Here is a 14,955-nt window from a genome sequence, read left to right as displayed (position 1 = left end):
AACCGACACCGGTTTCGCGATGTTGCGGCCTTCGGGATTGATCCCGGAGGCCGTTGGTTCATGGCGGCAAGGCGATGGCTCGGAGGCGCTTCAGCGATACCTGCCGCGAAACTCGCGCGGGCTCGCGCCTGTCCAGGTGCGGAAGGCGCGGGAGAAGCTCTTCTCGTTGCGAAAGCCGGAGATCTCCGCGATGCGTTTGATCGGCGTGCGGCCGCGCATCAGTTCCTGTTTTGCCAGTTCGAATTTTGCCTCTTCCTTGAGGTTGCGCAGCGAGGTGGCTTCCTCGCGCAGGCGCCGATGCATGGTACGGGTGGAGAGCGCCAGTTCGCTTGCGACATCCTCGGCGCCTAGACCGCGGCCGCGCGCAGTGCGCAGCACGCGGCGGACACGTTCGACCAGTAGCCGGTCGCGGCGATAGGGCAGAACGGTCAGCCGCAACGCGCCCTTGAGCATGTTGTCGAGATCGGCGGCGCTACGGGTGATCGGCAGCGACAGATAGTGCCTGTCGAAGACTATGCGGGCACCATCCGCGTTGAAGCTCAGAGTCCTGCAGAAGATGGTGGGATAGACCGAGACATGGCCGGGCTCGGCATAGGGAAACGCCGCCGCGCGCAGCGCGATCGCGGAATCGACCGCCCAGCAGGAGAAGCCGAGCACATAGCGGAGCAGGGTGACCAGGCAGAATTCGCGCAGAGGGCCGAGGTCGCGCTGCTCGCGAATGGAGATGGTCGCGGTTTCATCGCTGATCGCGAGTTCGAACAACACGTCCTCGGTGAGCAGGCGGTGATGTCGGCACCAGCGTTTGAGCGCGACTTCGAGCGTCGGGGCCGTGATCGAGGCGCGGCACAGCATGCCGTAGGTTCCCCAGGGCAGCCGGCGCGAGAACCAGCCGAGCGCCTCGTCGTCGAGTTCGCGCATCGCATGGCCAGCCAGCGCCTCGAACTGGGCCGCCGTGACCCGCGCATCCGCGGATTGAACGAGGTCTTCGGTGACCTGTCCCTTGCCCAGGGCTTCAGCCGGATCCCGCCCATAGCGAGCATAGGCCGCGACCACGCCGCGAACGAAGGCGGCGGGGGTCATGGCGCGGCGGGGCGTCGCGGTCGCGGCTTGGAAGGTCATGAAAAATCCTCGCCAAAGTTGGCGGAAAATGCAACCTTTTCGACCGCCAAGGCGCCCGGACGGAGGTAGGTTCGGGCGATAAAAGACGGAGGAATCGCCTTGAACATCCCGAGCATCGATTTCGATCTGGGCGAAGACATCAGCATGCTGCGCGACACCGTGCGCGCCTTCGTGGAGGCGGAGATTACGCCGCGCGCCGCTGAGATCGAGAAGGCCAATCTGTTTCCGGCCGACCTCTGGAAGCGCCTTGGCGACCTCGGCCTGCACGGCATGACCGCGCCGGAGCAATATGGCGGCTCGAACATGGGCTATCTCGCCCACATCGTCGCCATGGAGGAGGTCTCGCGCGGCTCTGCGGCCGTCGGCCTGTCCTACGGCGCCCACTCCAACCTCTGCGTCAACCAGATCCGACGCAACGGCAACGACGCGCAGCGCCAGCGCTATCTGCCGAAGCTGATCTCCGGCGACTATGTGGGCGCGCTTGCGATGTCCGAGCCGGGCGCCGGCTCCGACGTCGTCTCGATGAAGCTGCGCGCCGACAAGCGCGGCGATCGCTATGTGCTCAACGGCTCCAAGATGTGGATCACCAATGGCGGCGACGCCGACGTGCTCGTCGTCTACGCCAAGACCGATCCCGAGGCCGGCCCGCGCGGCATGACCGCTTTCCTGATCGAGAAGGGTTTCAAGGGGTTTACCCACGGCCAGCATCTCGACAAGCTCGGCATGCGCGGCTCCAACACCTATCCCTTGTTCTTCGACGAATGCGAGGTGCCGGAGGAGAACGTGCTCGGCAAGGTGGGCGAGGGCGTCAAGGTGCTGATGTCCGGCCTCGACTATGAGCGCACGGTACTGTCGGGCGGCCCGCTCGGCATCATGGCGGCCTGCATGGACGCGGTCGTGCCTTATATGCACGAGCGCAAGCAGTTCGGCCAGCCGATCGGCGACTTCCAACTGATGCAGGGCAAGCTCGCCGACATGTACGCGACCTGGCAGGCCACGCGCGCTTACGTCTATGCGGTGGGCCGCGCCTGCGACCGCGCCGACCACGCCCGCAGCTTGCGCAAGGACGCGGCGGCTGCGATCCTCTATTCCGCGGAAAAGGCAACGTGGATGGCGGGCGAGGCGATCCAGGCGCTTGGCGGCGTCGGCTACACCAGCGAATTTCCTGTGGGGCGCCTGTGGCGCGACGCAAAATTGTACGAGATCGGCGCGGGGACGTCCGAAGTTCGCCGCATGCTGATCGGCCGCGAACTGATGTCCGAGACGGCTTAAAACCTTCACCCAATTGGAATCAACATGCCGCTCCATTCCAGCATCGATCCGTCGTCGTCAGACTTTGCGCGCAACTCCGAGGCCATGCGCTCGCTTGTCGCGGATTTGCGCGAAAAGCTCAGCCAGGTCGCCGGCGGCGGCGGAGAGGCCTCGCGCAACCGCCACACCGCGCGCGGCAAGATGCTGGCGCGCGAGCGCGTCGACCTCCTGGTCGATCCCGGCACTTCGTTCCTGGAGCTGTCGCCGCTCGCGGCCTACGGCCTCTATGGCGGTGACGTGCATTCGGCGAGCGTGGTGACGGGGGTCGGGCGCGTTGCCGGTCGTGAATGCGTGATCGTCGCCAACGATGCCACCATCAAGGGCGGCACCTATTACCCCATGACCGTGAAGAAGCATTTACGCGCGCAGGACGTGGCGCGGCAGAACAATCTTCCCTGCGTCTACATGGTCGATTCCGGCGGCGCCTTCCTGCCACTGCAGGACGAGATCTTTCCGGACGAGCGGCATTTCGGCCGCATCTTCTACAACCAGGCACAGATGTCGTCGCAGGGCATTCCGCAGATTGCGATCGTGATGGGATCGTGCACCGCCGGCGGTGCCTATGTGCCGGCGATGTCGGATGAGAGCATCATCGTGCGCAACCAGGGAACCATCTTCCTCGGCGGTCCGCCGCTGGTGAAAGCTGCGACCGGCGAGGTTGTGAGCGCGGAAGAGCTCGGCGGTGCCGACGTGCATTCGCGTCAGTCGGGCGTGACCGATCACTACGCCCAGAACGATGCCCATGCGATCGGCATCGCCCGGCGCATCGTCGGCACCTTGAAGCCCGCCACGCGGCCAAACCTCAACATGCACAAGCCACGCGAGCCGCTGTTCGCGGCGGAGGAGATTTACGGCGTGGTGCCCGTCGACGGCCGCAAGCCGTTCGACGTGCGCGACATCATCGCCCGTGTCGTCGACGGCTCCGAGTTCGACGAATTCAAGAAGTTGTACGGGACGACGCTGGTCTGCGGCTTCGCCCACATCTGGGGCTATCCGGTCGGCATCATCGCCAACAACGGCATCCTGTTCAGCGAGAGCTCGCTGAAGGGCGCACATTTCATCGAACTGTGCTGCCAGCGCGGCATTCCCCTCGTGTTCCTGCAGAACATCACCGGCTTCATGGTCGGCAAGAAATACGAGGCCGGCGGCATCGCGCGCGACGGCGCCAAGCTGGTGACGGCAGTCGCGACCGCCTCGGTGCCGAAATTCACCGTCGTGATCGGCGGCTCCTACGGCGCCGGCAATTACGGCATGTGCGGCCGTGCCTACTCACCGCGTTTCCTGTGGATGTGGCCGAACGCGCGCATCTCGGTGATGGGCGGCGAGCAGGCCTCGATGGTGCTGAGCCAGGTCCGCCGCGACAATATCGAGGCCAAGGGCGATAGCTGGTCGAAGGACGAGGAAGACAAATTCCGCGAGCCCATTCGCGCGCAATACGAGAGCCAGGGGCACCCGTATTACGCGACTGCGCGGCTGTGGGACGACGGCGTGATCGATCCCGCCGACACCCGCCTCGTGCTCGGCCTTGGCCTCTCGGCGGCGTCGAATGCGCCGATCGAGCCGACGAAATTCGGCCTGTTCAGGATGTGATGCGATGGACCGCTCAAAGCTCTACCGGCGATTTCGCACGCTCCTGATCGCCAACCGCGGCGAGATTGCAGCCCGCGTCATCCGCACCGCGCGCGCCATGGGCTTGCGCACGGTCGCGGTCTATTCCGAGGCCGATCGCGACGCGATGCATGTCGCACTCGCGGATGAAGCCGTGCTGCTGGGGCCGGCTCGCGCCCGCGACAGTTATCTCAATGTCGAGCGGTTGATTGAAGCTGCGAAGAAGACAGGCGCTGAGGCCGTCCATCCTGGTTACGGATTTCTGTCGGAGAATGCCGAGTTCGCGCAGGCCTGTTACGATGCCGGCCTCGTCTTTGTCGGCCCGACCGCCGAAATGATGAATGCGATGGGCTCGAAGTCCGGTTCGAAAGCGCTGATGGAAAAGGCCGGCGTACCGTTGGTACCCGGCTATCACGGCGATGCGCAGGACGTCGCGACGCTGGCGAAGGCGGCCGACAAGGTCGGCTTCCCCATCCTGGTGAAGGCTTCCGCCGGCGGCGGCGGGCGCGGCATGCGCATCGTGCGTTCGGCCGACGAGCTTGCGCCAGCCATCGTCAGCGCCAAGCGCGAGGCCAAGGCCGCGTTCGGCGACGATCGCATGCTGATCGAAAAATATGTCGACAATCCCAGGCATATCGAGGTGCAGATCGTCGGCGACAGCCACGGCAATCTGGTGTCGCTGTTCGAGCGCGAATGCACGTTGCAGCGCCGCCACCAGAAGGTGATCGAGGAGGCGCCGTCGCCGACGCTCAACGCTGCCCAGCGCGAAACGGTCTGCGCCGCCGCGCGAAAAGCGGCCGGAGCGGTGAACTATGTCGGCGCCGGCACCATCGAGTTCGTCTCCGACGGCAAGGACGTGTTCTTCATCGAGATGAACACCCGTCTCCAGGTCGAACACCCCGTGACCGAGTTGATCACGGGGATCGATCTGGTCGAATGGCAATTGCGCGTCGCCTTCGGCGAGGCGCTGCCGCTGAAGCAGGACGAGATCCGGCTCAACGGCCATGCCGTCGAGGCGCGCGTCTATGCCGAGAACCCGACCAAGAATTTCATGCCGTCGGTCGGCAGAATCTCGACATGGCGCTTGCCAGCGGAAGGCGGGGGCTTGCGGATCGATGCCGGCTATCGCGATGGTGATACCGTCTCGCCGTATTACGACGCCATGCTCGCAAAGATGATCGCGTGGGCGCCGACGCGGGATGTCGCGATCGAAAGGTTGAACCGTGGACTGGAGGAGTCCGACGTTCGCGGCATCGTCACCAATATTCCATTCTTGTCGGCGCTGATGACGCATCCGAAAGTGCGGACCAATGCGATCGACACCGGCTTCATCGAGCGAGAGCTGGCGGTGCTGACACAGGCGGCGCCGGCGCCGGGTGAGCTCGAGCTCTGCGCGGCGGTGGCTGCTGTCATCAACGACGAGCAGCGGGCAGCTCAAGGCGAGGCGAATTCGCCTTGGCAGACCTTCGGTTGGCAGCCGGTCGGCCGCCGGCAGCGCAGCTTTGCCTTTCGCGTCGGGCACGGGCCCGAGCAGAAGGTCGTGCTGAACTACGGCAGCGGACCGTCGACGCTGGTCATCGGCGAGCGCGAATTGGCGTTCGCGACCGTCGCGAAGGACGGCGGCTTCGACCTGACGCTTGACGGCGTCAAATCGTCGGTTGCCGCGGTCATCACCGGCCACGAGCTTTACTTGCGTACCCGCAACGGCCGATTCGACCTGCACTGGGTCGATCCGTTCGGCGGCGAGACCGAGGAGCAGACCGGCGCGGACAAGATCGCGGCGCCGCTGCCGGGCACGGTCGTCGCCGTGCTGGCCGAGGAGGGGGCGAAGCTGGAGAAGGGCGCGCCGATCCTCACCCTGGAAGTGATGAAAATGGAACAGACACTGCGCGCGCCCTATGCCGGCGTGCTGACGTCCATCAAGTGCAAGGTGGGCGACATCGTGCAGGAGGGCGTCGAACTCGCCGTGGTCGAGCCTTCGGAAGAATGACTTAGGGAGAGTGAGATGAGCGACCAGGTCCGCATCATCGAAATGGGTCCGCGCGATGGGCTCCAGAACGAGAAGACGCCGGTCAGCGTCGAGGACCGTATCGCCTTCATCGAGGCGCTGGTCGGGGCCGGCCTCGATACGGTCGAGGTCGGTGCGTTCGTCTCGCCCAAGGCGATCCCGCAAATGGCGAGCTCGGATGCCGTGCTGCGCGGCGTAAGCCACGTCAAGGGCGCCGAATTCCACGTGCTGGTGCCAAACGAGAAGGGCTATGACGCCGCGCGCGCGGCGGGGGCGAAAGTGACCTCGGTGTTTGCCGCGGCCTCGGAGGGCTTTTCGCGCGCCAACATCAACTGCACGATTGCGGAGTCGATCGAGCGCTTCAAGCCGGTGCTGGCGCGCGCGAAGGCCGATGGCATACCGGTGCGCGGCTATGTCTCCTGCGTGCTCGGCTGTCCGTTTGACGGCGAGATCAAGCCGAAGGCAGTGGCTGATCTGGCGAGCACGCTGTGGGATCTCGGCTGCTACGAGATCTCGCTCGGCGACACCATCGGCGTCGGCACGCCAAGCAAGGCCAAGGAGATGCTGCGCGCGGTTGCCGCCAACATCCCGCCGGGAAAGCTTGCCATGCACTTCCACGACACTTACGGGCAAGCGCTCGCCAATCTCTATGCGGGGATGGAGGAGGGCGTGCGCGTCATCGATGCCGCCGCCGGCGGCCTCGGCGGCTGTCCCTACGCGCCGGGTGCGACCGGCAATGTCGCGACTGAGGATGTCGTCTACATGCTCGAAGGCATGGGCATCAGGACCGGCGTCGACATGGAAAAGCTGCTGGCCGCGACGAACGAGATGAGCGGCGTGCTGGGCAAGCCGCCCGTGAGCCGGGTGGCGTCCGCGCTGAATGCGAAGAAGAAGCGGGCTGTTTCGTAGGGTGGGCAAAGGCGCGTAGCGCCATGCCCACCATCTCTCCGCGATCGCCGACAGACGGTGGGCACGCTCCGCTTTGCCCACCATATGGCAGCGGTGATTGCCGCTATCGGCTTCCGTCCGGCCCCATCACCAGATCGGGCAGCCCGGTCGAGATCTCCGGCACGAAACACAGCAGCAGCACCGCGAGCATCATCAGCAGCACGAACGGGAGCGTGCCCCAGATCACCTCGCGCAGGGGAATGTCCGGCGCGACGTTGCGGATGACGAAAATGTTGAGGCCGACGGGGGGATGGATCAGGCCCATCTCCATCACGATGGTCATGACCACGCCGAACCAGATGATGTCGAAATTCGCGGCGCGTAAGGGAGGCAGGATGATCGGTGCCGTCATCAGGATGATCGAGACCGGCGGCAGGAAAAAGCCGAGCACGACCACCATGACCAGGATCGCGAACAGCAGCTCCCAGCGCGGCAGGTGCATCGCGACGATGGATTCGGCGACCGACTGCGAGATGTGCAGATAGCTCATCACGTAGGAATAGAGCAGCGACATGCCGATGATCATCATCAGCATGGTCGATTCCCTGATCGTCGACTTCATGATCGGCGCGAGGTCGCTCGGCCGCCATACGCTGTAGATCGCAGCGATCAGCGCCAGTGCAAGCAGGCCGCCGAGGCCGGCGGTCTCCGACGGGGTGGCGTAGCCGCCATAGAGCGCGATCATGACGCCGGTGAGCAGCAGCACGAACGGGATCACGCGCGGCAGCACGCTGAAGCGTTCGGCGAGCGTATATTCGTCGCGCTGCAGGATCGGCGCCTCCGGGCCGCCGTTCTTGTAGACCGCTTCGGCCGCGGCATATTCCTGGCGGAAACGGATGACAGCGTAGGCGCCGAACAGCGTGACCAGCAGCAGGCCGGGCCCGATGCCGGCAAGGAACAGCCGGCCGAGCGACTTTTCCGCCGCGACCGCGAACAGGATCATGGTGATCGAGGGCGGCAGCAGGATGCCGAGCGTGCCGCCGGCAGCGATGATGCCGGCCGCGAAGCCGCCGGAATAGCCGCGCTTGCGCATCTCGGGGATGCCGGCCGAGCCGATCGCCGAGCAAGTTGCGGGCGATGAGCCCGCCATCGCCGCGAACAGCGCGCAGGCAAACACATTGGCGACGCCGAGGCCGCCGGGCACGCGGTGCAGCCAGGCATGCAGGGCCGAATAGAGATCCTGGCCCGCGCGCGACTTGCCGATCGCCGCGCCCTTCAGGATGAAGAGCGGGATCGACAACAGCGTGATCGAGGCCATTTCCTCGTAGACGTTCTGCGTCACCGTATCGAGGGACGCTGTGGGCATGTAGATGCCCATGAAAACGATCGCGACCGCGCCGAGCGCGAATGCGATCGGCATGCCCGAGAACATCACGAGCAGCGTCGCAACGCCATAGGCAACGCCGATACCGAACACGCTCATGAACGCTTGGCTCCGGTGAAGGGCAGCGCAAGCTGCACGAGGATCTGGATGCAGAGCAGGCTCATGCCGAGGGCCATCAGCGAATAGGGGATGGCGAGCGGCGGCGACCACATCGAGTTCGAGACCTGGCCGTCGACATAGGCCTCGTGAGCCAGCGTCCAGGATTTCCAGGTGAAGAAGGCGCAGAACAGGAACGTGACGGCATCGACCAGCCAGAGCCTGATCCGGTTCGCCAGCGGCGACAGCAGGCCGACAAAAGCCTCGATGCCGATATGACCGCGGTTCTGCTGCACATAGGCGGCCGTCATGAAGGTCGCACCGACCAGCAGGAACACGGCGGCCTCGTCCTGCCAGTAATTGGCGGCCTTGAACAGGGCACGGCTGAGCACGCTGTAGCTCAGGATGGCGCAGGCCGCGACCAGCGCGATCGCGGCGAACACCACGATGATGTTGTTGAGGATGGCGAGACCGCGATCGATCGCCGCCGCAGGGCCGGTGCCTGCGGCAGCGTTGGCGCTGGCGTCACGATCCGGAATCGGACCGTGGCTCATGCCGCGACGTCGATTGCGAGCTTGAGCAGGTTTGCAGCGGTCGCGGTCTTTGCGCTGTAGTCCTTCCAGGCGGTGTCGCGGGCGATGTCGCGCCACTTGCCGACGGTCGTGGCATCGAGCGCCGAGACCTTGGCGCCGGCCTTCTCGTAGACCTTGGCGACCTCGACGTCGTCGTCCTGCGCACCCTTGCGGCCGAAGGCCTCGAGCTCGGTGCCGACGGTAAGCAGGATGTCCTGCTGGTTCTTCGGCAGCTTGTCGAAGATCGCCTTCGACATCATCAGCGGCTCGAGCATGAACCAGTAAGATGCGCCGGCACCTGACGTCAGCGACTTCGCGACCTCTTCGAGGCGGAACGAGATCAGGCTGGTGGAGGAGGTGATGCCGGCATCGCAGGCGCCGGTCTGCATCGCCGCGTAGATTTCATTCGAAGGCACCGACAGCACCGATGCACCGGCGGTCTGCAGCACCATGTCCATCTCGCGCGAGCCGCCGCGCACCTTCAGGCCCTTGGCGTCTTCCGGCGCGACGATCGGCTTGGAGCGGCTGGCGACGCCGCCGGCCTGCCACACCCAGGTGAGCAGGATGATTCCCTTGTCGGCCAGGAAGTCGGTCAGCGCCTTGCCGACCGGCTCCTTCTTCCAGCGCAGGCCCTGGTCGTAGGTGGTCACGAGGCCGGGCATCAGGCCGATATTGGTCTCCGGCAGCTCGCCGCCGGCGTAGGGCATCGGATAGAGGCTGACGTCGAGCGCGCCCTTGCGCATCGCGGAGAACTGCGCGTTGGTCTTGATCAGCGAAGAGTTCGGATAGATCTCGGCGGCGATGTCGCCGTTGCTGCGCTTGGCGACCTCAGCTGCGAACATGCGGCAGAGCCGGTCGCGGAAATCGCCCTTGTCGATGGTGCCGCCCGGGAACTGATGCGAGATCTTCAGCGTGGTCGCGGCGTGCGCGGTGCCGGTGCCAAAGCGGAGGATGGCGGGTGCAGCGACAGCGGTCGCGATCAGATGGCGGCGCGTGAGCATGGTGTGATCCCCTTGAGCACTTCTTCGAACGGTTCTTGTTGGAGTGATGTGGACAGGTCATGTGACCGGTGCGTAGGCCCATCCTAGCCGGTCTTTCACCCGATATTCTCTCATCTGATAGTTCGAGACCGATTGCCGGGGCAAGGGGTGGCCGTGCTGCGCTGCAGCACTTGCGCCGTTCGCAATCAGTGCGGCTCGCGCGGACGTGATTGCGATGAACGGCAGCGCCTCCAGAAATTTATCGGCGGGGCCGTAACAACGCAGGGCTTCAATCCGTCGAGACTGAATAGCGGCGTCCGTCGCTGACAAACTCCATCCCGAAGGGAATTTCACTCATGACCATTCGTACCCGCATCGTGCTCGGCGTCTCCGCTGCCGCCCTCTCGCTTGGCCTCGCGCTCGCGCCGGCCGCCTTTGCTCAGGACAAGATGGGCAAGGATGACGGCATGATGAAAAAGGACACGATGTCCAAGGACGGCATGATGAAGAAGGACACCATGTCCAAGGACGATGGCATGAAGAAGGACCACATGTCGAAGGACGGGATGAAGAAGGACGACGGGATGATGAAGAAGAACTGATCGTCGGTCCTCGTTACGGGCGTTTGCGCAAAGCCAAACACGCGCTTGAAACGACCGGAACGGCAAAATTACGGGGCGGCCACGTGGGCCGCCCCGCAATCATGTCTCAGCTCAAATTCAAATGAACGTCACTTGCGAACGTTACTTGCGTTTCGCCTTGCGCGCGGCGTAACGGGCGTCTCGCCTTGCCTTTTGCTCGGCCTCGGCTTCAGCCGCCTTTGCGAGGGCTTCTTCGGCTTCGCGGGCGATCCGCGCGGCCTCGAGCGCGGCGGCTTCTTCTGCAAGGCGCTTCTGCTCGGCCTTTTCCGCTTCGCGCGCAGCCTTTGCCTCGGCACGCTTGGCCGCGAGGGCCTCGCGCTCGGCACGCTTTGCCACAACCGCTGGATCATCCGGTCCCGGCTGCGACTTGAATTTGTTCAAAAGGTTTTTGCGTGCTTCCTGTGCCGCCTTTTGTCGGTCGGAGAAGCCTGGTTCCCTAAATCCACTCATCGACGAGCCTTGTCTTCCTCGCTTCCGATCCTACATCACTGCGGTTGGTACGTCGGCTGGGCATAGCAGGCGCCACGCGACGTAGAAGCGTTTACATCGCCGCGCGTCGCGACGCCACCCATAATCGCAGCCGATCAGGTAGACGAAACATCGCTCCCCCGACGATCTCTCGTATCCCCGAAAAACTGCCGAATTGTGATGTCCCTCATAAGGGGCCCGCGGACAGGCGCCTAGCGTCCGCCCGGAATACGGAGCACGGGCATGACGATCTCAAAAACGAGCCTGAAGGCGGTTTTAATCGCCGTCGCGGTGACGGCGGTGGCCGGCGCCGCGCTGCTGCTCTCTCGTCCGCAGCCCATCGAGAGTGCCGTCCTGGGCGCCGACTGGGAATGCACCCAGACCGCGTTTGTGCTCACGACCTGTGCACCGCGGCTCCAGCCGGCGATCCCCGCGGTCGAAACCTCGCGCAAGGATGCGATCCGGGCGACCCGGGGCTGAGACTGACGATCTGGGCTGAGCGGGATGTGACGGGACGTCGCAGCGGTGGTAAGCCGGCTGGCCCGCGCAGCAGGTAGCCATGCCCACGTCCAAGCTCGAGTCCAAGCCCGAACCGGGCGAGAAGCCGAAATCCCGGCCGAAGCCCCAATCCGGTGATAACCGCCGCGGTGCAATCGCCGGCTTGATCATCGCGATCCTGATCCTCGGTGTCGGATGGTGGCTCGCGCGAGACCTCACCGCGGCCAGCAAGATGCAGGACTGCCTGATGTCCGGGAGACGCAATTGCAACGTGATCGAGCCGGCCCGCTAGAAGCGCTCAAACGCGGCCCGTCGAGCCGAAAAAATGCCGCCATCTTAATCATTTGTAACGCGACTTAGCCGACCAAGAGGGGCAGCTATATCAGCCGGCATCAAGCCAAGCGCGATTCGAATCGTCTGTCGCGCCAGGCACCACGGCAATCGAGAAAGTAGGGGGTCAAGCGCGCATGAGTGCGTCCAGCCGCATGAAGATCATCATTCCCTTGGTTTCGGCCATGTCGTTGCTCACGTTTTCGGCGCAAGCCCAGGACGCCAGGCCACCGAGGGACGCCGGGCAGCCGCCGGTCCGCCCGGGCGCAGGGGCACCGCCTCCGGACAGTCAGAACATCCGCAAAGGCCCGCCGCCGCAGCAGGCAGCCCGGCCCGCGCCGCAGCCCGGTGCCCAGCCCCATGCGGGTCCCGGTCCGCACGGCGCCGGCGGTCCGCCGCCAGGGCGTTATGTCGCCCGCGGTCCTGTTCCGACGCGCGACTGGGGCGGACAGGCCTATCGTGGCAATCGCTCCTGGGACGGCGGGCGCTGGCGTCACGAAGTCCACAACGGCCGCTCCGGCTGGTGGTGGGACGTTGGCGGTGTCTGGTATTATTATCCGCAACGGATGGCTGGCCCGCCCGGCTATATCTCTGAAGAATATTACGACGACGTGCCGGTGGCCTATGCCCCGTCGCCGCCTCCGGTCGCCTATGCACCGCCACCTCCGCCACCGGCCGATCCCGGCGCGAGCGCGCTGGGCGGCGCCATCGTCGGCGGCGTGCTGGGTGGACTGATCTCGGGCAATGCGACCGGCGCTGCCGCGGGCGCGGTTCTCGGCGGCGCGACCGGAGCCATCGCCGGTGCCACCGCAGCATCCCAGCCGGGCTATTACTGGTCTCAAGGCAATTGCTACTACCGCTATCCGGATGGGCAGTACGTGCCGACCGATCCGCGGGCGTGCCGCTAAGGCACTGCTCGCATCCTGAGCTGAAAGAGGCGGGCGAATTGCCCGCCTCTTTTGTGGCACGACCAACCAATTGTCTTGATGCGATTGTCGGCGCGGCTTTCGGCGGCGCACAACAACTGCCTTAAAATAGCACTGGCTCTCGGTGCCGCTTCACGCGATTCTCAAAAGAAAAAATGTTGGGAAGTGATTCGCGGGGATGTGGGACATGCTGGATGCAATCCAGATCAGCTTGGCGCTTTGGGCCATGATCGTTTGCGGCGGGATCAAGCTGGGGCAGGTGCTGCACTGCCTGATCTAAAGCGGTGCGAGCCCTGCGCGCCAACGCGACGGATCGCGCTGCGTCACACCAGCCAGTTGAAGAACGCAATCGCGCCCCAGACCAGGCCGGCGATCCAGGCCAGCATCACGACGCCGATGGTCCCGAGATAAGCGATACCGATCAGGTCGGTCCTTTGTCGTTGCGTCGGGACGTTGGCCGGAGCTGCTGCTTCGTGTGTCATGACGGGAAATGCCATCGATGTCTCCGCGTGCTGCCGAGAGCGTCGAGGTATGGTTTAACCGAGATGCGGGTCGCAGACTGTGACGCAATTCACAGTTAGCCTCGATGAAGCGCAGCCAAATGGCTTCGCAAACAGTCATGCATAGTGAGGCAGTCGCCGGTGCCCCCAGTCCGGCAAATGCGGACGTTACCCCGCAATCATACGGACGAAATTGCCATGTGCTTGTCCAGATGGCCGGCTAGAGTTCGGTCTCATGTGTATCAAGTACGACCCACAGCACGAAGCGGAGGCCGCAATGAAGCGGGCCGCGGCATCGGAAGGTGCCGACCGGCAGCGGCTGATCCAATTGGCCCTTGCCTGGTACGAGTTGGCCCGCGATCGACGCGATGAGCGGGCGGACTGAAGGCGTCCCCAGGAGATTTTCGCAAAACGATGCGAGCCGTAATCGGGGGTCAGACGGCTGATCTCAATGAGAAAGCCCCGTGCTCGGGGGACAAGCACGGGGCCCTTCAAAGCCGACCGGGGCAGGGAGGTCGGCACCACCAGATTTCGTGTCTTCCAACGTACCGGTCGAGATCTCGTTCCGTGCCGCGGCGCATTTTGTTGTGCCGTGTTCGATGGGCTTTGCGTTGCGCTGGGAGGCTCGGCTTGCTCGCGCCGAACAGGAACCTCCGTTCCCTGCGGACGTTGGCCGTCCATGACCGACCCCGAGTTACGCACACAATCCTTCGACATCGCCTGGAAGTATCTCGACCGATCCGGCTTGCTCACAGGCGAGCGCGAAGACTCCGCCCGCTTCATCCTGAACCGGATCGACAGGTTGATGCTGCGAGGAGAGCGGCGCAGGCTGCTGTTGTCGAACGCCGCGATCGATGCGTACCGCTTGCGACCGATCCTCGTGACCAGCTACGTGATCGATCCGCTCTGATCCGACGAAACGCAACGTTAAGACATCGGCAGCGCGGATATTGAGATTGCGATTCGTGCTTTTTGGAACGAAGCGCTGAACGGCGAAAGAAAGTTGATGCTGGCCCATGGCGGCGCCAATGATCGATGCTTGAGCCACCTTGATGGGCCTCGTGATCACGCTGGTGTTCACCACGCCGGCGTCGATGGCCAGATATTACTTCGCGACGATTGCCACCGCAAATGCGATGGCCATTCTCGTCCATTCGGCTGGAAGCATCGGAGTCCTTAACCGGGCGCAATTTGCCCGGCGCTTACATAGGACTGATCGGCGCCGTTCAAAGGCCGGCGTATGGTTACCCACGCGTTCGTGAAGGGCGGTGGATTTAAGATGAGGCTGGCGATCCCGGCAGGAATCGAACCTGCAACCCTCAGAGTAGAAATCTGATGCTCTATCCAGTTGAGCTACGGGACCGTCTTGAGCCGCCCCAAAGACGAGGCCGGCTGTCCATCTACCATGCCAAATATGAAAAATATCGTCTTTCGCCAAGTCTGAACCGAACCGTTTTGCTCAGAGCCGCGACAAAGCGAGACGGTGGCATGTCAGGGTGCCGGGTTGAGCGGCAGCGGACTGGACGATGGATCACATCGCCGGCAACGCTGGCCCGCTTCCGGGATGTGGCCGCCGGTCGACGGGTCGGATATTGCTGCGCCATCAGGACGGCGTGAGCGGCGGTA

General features: G+C 64.3%; 15 protein-coding genes and 1 tRNA gene. 9 read left to right on the top strand and 7 right to left on the bottom strand.

The genetic code is table 11. The features are described 5' to 3' along the window. Window positions 1–90: 90 nt before the first annotated feature. A complete protein-coding gene (locus C7G42_RS20630; RefSeq protein WP_106950785.1) occupies window positions 91–1,119 on the bottom strand; it encodes an AraC family transcriptional regulator in 1,029 nt (342 codons plus the stop codon). Between the two features lie 144 nt (window positions 1,120–1,263). On the opposite strand from C7G42_RS20630, the gene C7G42_RS20625 reads away from it, so the two are divergent. From C7G42_RS20625 to C7G42_RS20610, 4 genes are read left to right on the top strand one after another with little or no spacing between them, the layout of a single operon-like run. Beyond that, a complete protein-coding gene (locus C7G42_RS20625; protein WP_106951072.1) occupies window positions 1,264–2,391 on the top strand; it encodes an isovaleryl-CoA dehydrogenase in 1,128 nt (375 codons plus the stop codon). 24 nt (window positions 2,392–2,415) lie between these two features. Continuing rightward, complete coding sequence (locus tag C7G42_RS20620) at window positions 2,416–4,020, top strand: carboxyl transferase domain-containing protein (RefSeq protein ID WP_106950784.1); 1,605 nt, start codon at window positions 2,416–2,418, stop codon at window positions 4,018–4,020. A 4-nt stretch (window positions 4,021–4,024) separates the two neighbouring features. Continuing rightward, window positions 4,025–6,028 carry an acetyl/propionyl/methylcrotonyl-CoA carboxylase subunit alpha gene (locus C7G42_RS20615; protein ID WP_199581034.1) on the top strand — a complete coding sequence of 668 codons (2,004 nt, stop codon included), beginning with the start codon at window positions 4,025–4,027 and terminating at the stop codon, window positions 6,026–6,028. 15 nt (window positions 6,029–6,043) lie between these two features. Then, window positions 6,044–6,955, top strand: coding sequence for a hydroxymethylglutaryl-CoA lyase (locus C7G42_RS20610; RefSeq protein WP_106950782.1), 912 nt, complete (start codon window positions 6,044–6,046; stop codon window positions 6,953–6,955). Window positions 6,956–7,058: 103 nt separating this feature from the next. Here the strand turns inward: C7G42_RS20610 and C7G42_RS20605 are convergent, their stop codons facing one another. From C7G42_RS20605 to C7G42_RS20595, 3 genes are read right to left on the bottom strand one after another with little or no spacing between them, the layout of a single operon-like run. Next, a complete protein-coding gene (locus tag C7G42_RS20605) occupies window positions 7,059–8,417 on the bottom strand; it encodes a TRAP transporter large permease (RefSeq protein ID WP_106950781.1) in 1,359 nt (452 codons plus the stop codon). Continuing rightward, a complete protein-coding gene (locus C7G42_RS20600; RefSeq protein WP_106950780.1) occupies window positions 8,414–8,968 on the bottom strand; it encodes a TRAP transporter small permease in 555 nt (184 codons plus the stop codon). The genes C7G42_RS20605 and C7G42_RS20600 overlap by 4 nt, the downstream gene beginning before the upstream one ends. Then, entirely contained in the window at window positions 8,965–9,987 is a 1,023-nt protein-coding gene (locus C7G42_RS20595) for a TRAP transporter substrate-binding protein (RefSeq protein ID WP_106950779.1), read from the bottom strand. The genes C7G42_RS20600 and C7G42_RS20595 overlap by 4 nt, the downstream gene beginning before the upstream one ends. A gap of 335 nt (window positions 9,988–10,322) precedes the next feature. On the opposite strand from C7G42_RS20595, the gene C7G42_RS20590 reads away from it, so the two are divergent. Beyond that, window positions 10,323–10,568: a pentapeptide MXKDX repeat protein gene (locus C7G42_RS20590; RefSeq protein ID WP_018323138.1), complete on the top strand. Its 246-nt coding sequence runs from the start codon at window positions 10,323–10,325 to the stop codon at window positions 10,566–10,568. Between the two features lie 141 nt (window positions 10,569–10,709). Here C7G42_RS20590 and C7G42_RS20585 read toward each other — a convergent pair whose 3' ends face one another. Then, window positions 10,710–11,057 carry a DUF6481 family protein gene (locus C7G42_RS20585; RefSeq protein ID WP_094974237.1) on the bottom strand — a complete coding sequence of 116 codons (348 nt, stop codon included), beginning with the start codon at window positions 11,055–11,057 and terminating at the stop codon, window positions 10,710–10,712. A 261-nt stretch (window positions 11,058–11,318) separates the two neighbouring features. Here C7G42_RS20585 and C7G42_RS20580 point away from each other — a divergent pair, with 261 nt between their 5' ends. From C7G42_RS20580 to C7G42_RS20570, 3 genes are all read left to right on the top strand, one after another. Then, a complete protein-coding gene (locus tag C7G42_RS20580) occupies window positions 11,319–11,555 on the top strand; it encodes a hypothetical protein (RefSeq protein ID WP_199581033.1) in 237 nt (78 codons plus the stop codon). A 79-nt stretch (window positions 11,556–11,634) separates the two neighbouring features. After that, window positions 11,635–11,865 (top strand): hypothetical protein, encoded by a 231-nt coding sequence (locus C7G42_RS20575; RefSeq protein WP_106950777.1) that lies wholly within the window; start codon window positions 11,635–11,637, stop codon window positions 11,863–11,865. A gap of 175 nt (window positions 11,866–12,040) precedes the next feature. Then, a complete protein-coding gene (locus tag C7G42_RS20570) occupies window positions 12,041–12,811 on the top strand; it encodes a hypothetical protein (RefSeq protein ID WP_199581032.1) in 771 nt (256 codons plus the stop codon). Window positions 12,812–13,152: 341 nt separating this feature from the next. Here the strand turns inward: C7G42_RS20570 and C7G42_RS35050 are convergent, their stop codons facing one another. Then, complete coding sequence (locus tag C7G42_RS35050) at window positions 13,153–13,326, bottom strand: hypothetical protein (RefSeq protein ID WP_158537615.1); 174 nt, start codon at window positions 13,324–13,326, stop codon at window positions 13,153–13,155. Between the two features lie 682 nt (window positions 13,327–14,008). Here C7G42_RS35050 and C7G42_RS20565 point away from each other — a divergent pair. After that, complete coding sequence (locus tag C7G42_RS20565) at window positions 14,009–14,239, top strand: hypothetical protein (protein ID WP_106950775.1); 231 nt, start codon at window positions 14,009–14,011, stop codon at window positions 14,237–14,239. 376 nt (window positions 14,240–14,615) lie between these two features. Here the strand turns inward: C7G42_RS20565 and C7G42_RS20555 are convergent. Further along, a tRNA-Arg gene (locus C7G42_RS20555) sits at window positions 14,616–14,692 on the bottom strand. Window positions 14,693–14,955 lie beyond the last annotated feature (263 nt).

This window comes from Bradyrhizobium sp. MOS003 (assembly GCF_003020125.1).
Lineage (GTDB): Bacteria > Pseudomonadota > Alphaproteobacteria > Rhizobiales > Xanthobacteraceae > Bradyrhizobium.
This window is presented reverse-complemented; position numbering and strand designations above follow the sequence as displayed.

Excerpts from the sequence above, each read along its gene's own strand:
- C7G42_RS20570 (WP_199581032.1), top strand. The coding sequence starts at position 12,041 with ATGAGTGCGTCCAGCCGCATGAAGATCATCATTCCCTTGGTTTCGGCC.
- C7G42_RS20590 (WP_018323138.1), top strand. The coding sequence starts at position 10,323 with ATGACCATTCGTACCCGCATCGTGCTCGGCGTCTCCGCTGCCGCCCTC.
- C7G42_RS20605 (WP_106950781.1), bottom strand. The coding sequence starts at position 8,417 with ATGAGCGTGTTCGGTATCGGCGTTGCCTATGGCGTTGCGACGCTGCTC.
- C7G42_RS20585 (WP_094974237.1), bottom strand. The coding sequence starts at position 11,057 with ATGAGTGGATTTAGGGAACCAGGCTTCTCCGACCGACAAAAGGCGGCA.
- C7G42_RS20620 (WP_106950784.1), top strand. The coding sequence starts at position 2,416 with ATGCCGCTCCATTCCAGCATCGATCCGTCGTCGTCAGACTTTGCGCGC.
- C7G42_RS20575 (WP_106950777.1), top strand. The coding sequence starts at position 11,635 with ATGCCCACGTCCAAGCTCGAGTCCAAGCCCGAACCGGGCGAGAAGCCG.
- C7G42_RS20565 (WP_106950775.1), top strand. The coding sequence starts at position 14,009 with ATGACCGACCCCGAGTTACGCACACAATCCTTCGACATCGCCTGGAAG.
- C7G42_RS35050 (WP_158537615.1), bottom strand. The coding sequence starts at position 13,326 with ATGGCATTTCCCGTCATGACACACGAAGCAGCAGCTCCGGCCAACGTC.
- C7G42_RS20625 (WP_106951072.1), top strand. The coding sequence starts at position 1,264 with ATGCTGCGCGACACCGTGCGCGCCTTCGTGGAGGCGGAGATTACGCCG.
- C7G42_RS20595 (WP_106950779.1), bottom strand. The coding sequence starts at position 9,987 with ATGCTCACGCGCCGCCATCTGATCGCGACCGCTGTCGCTGCACCCGCC.
- C7G42_RS20610 (WP_106950782.1), top strand. The coding sequence starts at position 6,044 with ATGAGCGACCAGGTCCGCATCATCGAAATGGGTCCGCGCGATGGGCTC.
- C7G42_RS20600 (WP_106950780.1), bottom strand. The coding sequence starts at position 8,968 with ATGAGCCACGGTCCGATTCCGGATCGTGACGCCAGCGCCAACGCTGCC.
- C7G42_RS20580 (WP_199581033.1), top strand. The coding sequence starts at position 11,319 with ATGACGATCTCAAAAACGAGCCTGAAGGCGGTTTTAATCGCCGTCGCG.
- C7G42_RS20630 (WP_106950785.1), bottom strand. The coding sequence starts at position 1,119 with ATGACCTTCCAAGCCGCGACCGCGACGCCCCGCCGCGCCATGACCCCC.
- C7G42_RS20615 (WP_199581034.1), top strand. The coding sequence starts at position 4,025 with ATGGACCGCTCAAAGCTCTACCGGCGATTTCGCACGCTCCTGATCGCC.